Source organism: Mesorhizobium sp. M8A.F.Ca.ET.021.01.1.1 (assembly GCF_003998025.1).
GTDB lineage: Bacteria > Pseudomonadota > Alphaproteobacteria > Rhizobiales > Rhizobiaceae > Mesorhizobium.
The window spans coordinates 1-3,063 of sequence record NZ_RZSJ01000682.1 but is presented as its reverse complement, the minus strand read 5'-3'; the positions used below and the strand labels follow the sequence as shown (position 1 = coordinate 3,063).

5 protein-coding genes are annotated in these 3,063 nt (G+C 63.7%); all 5 read right to left on the bottom strand.

What is annotated here, in order from left to right:
- The coding region (locus tag EOA36_RS32135) for an ABC transporter substrate-binding protein (protein WP_145969421.1) at positions 1-765 on the bottom strand (765 nt) is incomplete at its 3' end.
- A gap of 47 nt (positions 766-812) precedes the next feature.
- On the bottom strand, positions 813-1,238 hold the full coding sequence (locus tag EOA36_RS32130; protein WP_127280860.1) for a DUF4440 domain-containing protein: 426 nt from the start codon (positions 1,236-1,238) through the stop codon (positions 813-815).
- 4 nt (positions 1,239-1,242) lie between these two features.
- Positions 1,243-2,298 (bottom strand): aldo/keto reductase, encoded by a 1,056-nt coding sequence (locus tag EOA36_RS32125; protein ID WP_127280859.1) that lies wholly within the window; start codon positions 2,296-2,298, stop codon positions 1,243-1,245.
- Complete coding sequence (locus EOA36_RS32120; RefSeq protein ID WP_127280858.1) at positions 2,295-2,654, bottom strand: TIGR04076 family protein; 360 nt, start codon at positions 2,652-2,654, stop codon at positions 2,295-2,297. The genes EOA36_RS32125 and EOA36_RS32120 overlap by 4 nt, the downstream gene beginning before the upstream one ends.
- Positions 2,655-3,063 (bottom strand): DUF3830 family protein (locus tag EOA36_RS32115; RefSeq protein ID WP_127280857.1); only part of this gene is annotated, 409 nt, incomplete at its 5' end.

The following is a 3,063-nucleotide window of genomic DNA, read 5'->3' as shown; positions in this document are numbered from 1 at the left end:
GAGCAGGAACTTCTGCACGCCGCCCTGGGAAATCCAGGTGCGGGCAACGGTGGCGCCATCGACCGGCGTGCTGACGAGATAGAGACCGTCCGGCTCGCCTCCCATCGCCGCGGTGACCTCGGACGCATAGCTCGATTGCTTCTCATTGTAGGGCGTGTCGGAGACGATGGTGCCGCCTAGCGCTTTGTAGGCACGCGAGAATTCTGCCACCATGTTGACGCCGAAGTCGTTGTTGACGTGGATGATCGCCAGCTTCTTGAAGCCCTTGTCGATGGCGTATTTGGCGGCGGCCACGCCCTGCAGCGCATCCGAGGTGATGGTGCGGAAGAAGATGCCGTTGGTCTTGCCGTCGCGACCGAGTGTCGTCAGCGTCGGCGAGGATGACGCCGGCGAGACCTGGACGATCTTGGCCGGAGCGGTGACCGAGGTCAGGATCGGAATCGACACCGAGGAAATGATACCGCCGATGATGACCGGCACCTTCTTGACCTGGACCAGCTGGGTCGCGGCGTCGACCGCGATGTTGCCCTGGCTCTGGCTGTCACGGGTATCGGTGACGAGATCGCAGCCGCGCACCCCGCCGGCATCGTTGATGTCGCGGAAGGCCATTTCGACCGACTTGGCGCCGGCCTGGCCATATTCGCCGGCCGGACCGGTCAGTTCCATGACGAGGCCGACGGTGATCTTGCAGTCGGCGGCCTGCGCAGCACCGGCAATCGTGACAAGAGCAAGCGCGGTGGTGAGTTGGAGTATCGTCTTTCTCATTGTTGTTCCCCTTGAGTTACACGAACTGATTTGACGTCTGGAAAGTCTCAGTGTTCCGGCACCTGCAGCCAGGTTTCATGCAGATGCCGCCATTGAACGCCATTGGGCGCCGATGAACTGGTGGTGAAAACGGCACTAGACTGGCGGCGGCTATGCCTGCCGCCACGCGACTGCGCCTCGACGTAGAGGACGACGATCGTATCGCCATCCTGCCATCCGGGCTTGATGTCCTCGATCGAGATGGCGAAGCCGTCGTCGCAAGTGGCGCGGCTGGAGTGCACATGGTCGATCACGGCATCGCGGTCGAGGATCTGGCCGCCTGGTGCGATCATGGTCAAGCCTTCGCCCATGACGGCTTCGAAGCGGCCGAAATCCACTTTGTCGGCCCGCGCGGCGACGAACCAGTCGACGAAAAAGCGGTGCAGGTCGATGATCTCGGCGCTGGCCTGCGAAAACAGCCTGTCGTCGTCCATGGTTTCACACCCGGCCCGCGTTCAGATTGTAATGCATGATCGAGCCGTGGCGGCCGTGGCGGTCACGCTCCAGCGTGTAGACGTCCCCCTCAAGGCCGGTGCCCCGCGCGATGGCGGCGGCAATCCGTGCCCGGTCATCGGCGTCGAGCACGACATCCATGATCTCCGCATTGGCCAGCGCGTGCGCCTGGTTGCGGGCGCCGACGATGACGGCGGCCACTTGCGGCTGCTCCAGCACCCAGGCGCTGGCTATCGTGGCGATGTCGACGCCGTGGCGGTCGCCGACGACCTTGAGTGCCTGGAGCAGTTGCTGGAACAGGTCCCAGCCGCCGAAATCATCGATGATCAGCTTGTATTTGACCAGCGAGCGGTTTTCGAGCGGCGTGACAGGTTCGGCCACGCCAAGCCATCTGTCGCTAAGGAAGCCGCCGGCTACAGATCCGTAGCACAGGAAACTGACACCGTTTTTCTCGGCAAGTGCCGCGAGGCTGTTCGCCGGACGCTGGTCGAGCACCGAATATTGCAGCTGCTGGCTGACCAGCGGAATGCCGGCGGCCAGGATTTCGGCGAGCCGTGGCGTGTCGAAATTTGTGGTGCCGAGATTGCGCACCTTGCCCTCGCGCCGAAGCTCCTCGAGCCAGCCCATCGTCTCGACGTAGCCGGCCATCGCATAATCCCACCAGTGGAACTGGACGAGATCGAGCCGCTCGGTCTTCAGCCGCCGCAGCGACTGGTCGACGATGCCCCTGATATAATCGCGGCTGATGTTGGCCAGCCGTTCCAGGTCGGGCACCAGCTTGGTGTGCACCTTCATTTTGGCCGCCGCATCGAGGCCGCGTTCATTGGCCAGCCGCAACCGCGCGGCGCCGATCAGTTCCTCGACGCCTGTGTAGATATCGGCGCAGTCATAGGTCCAAATCCCAGCATCGAAGGTGGCGATCAGGTCGGTCACCGCTTGGCTCCGATCAATGGCGCCATGGCCGCCGGCCAGTTGCCAGCCGCCTCGTATGACACGTGAGACGGTATAGCCGGGGCTGAGCTCGAAGGCCTTGGCGGTCATGTCCGGTCATTCTCCTTCGGCAGCGGTACGGCCGTGGTTTCGGCATGGCTGAACCGCCGCTTGGCCAGCCTGACGATCCGCAACCGGCTGGCGCAATTGGGATCGGGACAAGCGATCTCGGCGTCCGAGGTCATCCAGTCGTTCCGGTGGGTCGGGCGCTGTTTCGCCGCCAGCAGCGGCAGCACCGCGGCAAGCGAATAGATCGAAAAACCCTGCCCCGCCGGCATCGACAGCATCTCGCCCTTGAGCTCGAAATAATCGCCGGCCTTGGCGCCGCAGTAGATCGGTTTGCCCTCGGGGATGACCGCCTCGACGCGAAGATCGAAGAGCTCGAAACTGTCGTCGCGTTCAGCCATTCAACCCTCCACCAGGCTAAAGGTGATTTCGCAGGCGCCGTTACGCCGGATCACCCCACACGCGGCGGCGAATTGATCGCGCTCCTCGGCAAGCACCTGCGCCACCACGCTGCCGGCCAGCCAGCCGATCGGGAACAGAAGCCGAGCACCCTGCCAGTAGAACAGGCCGATGTCGAAGATGGCATTGGGATTGCCGCCCCACATGCGTGGCGGCACGTAGGACAGCACGATGTCGCCCGGCTGCGGCGTCAGCGTCGCGTTCTCCGCCGGCAAGGGCTTGGCATAGGTTTGGCCTTCAAGATCGGCGGCGGGAACCGGACAGGAAATCTCCGGTCCCGTCCACATCGCGTGGATGCCGGGGACGACGCGTGGCGTGGCCAGATACGCCGTGAGAAAGGCGGCGTTTTCC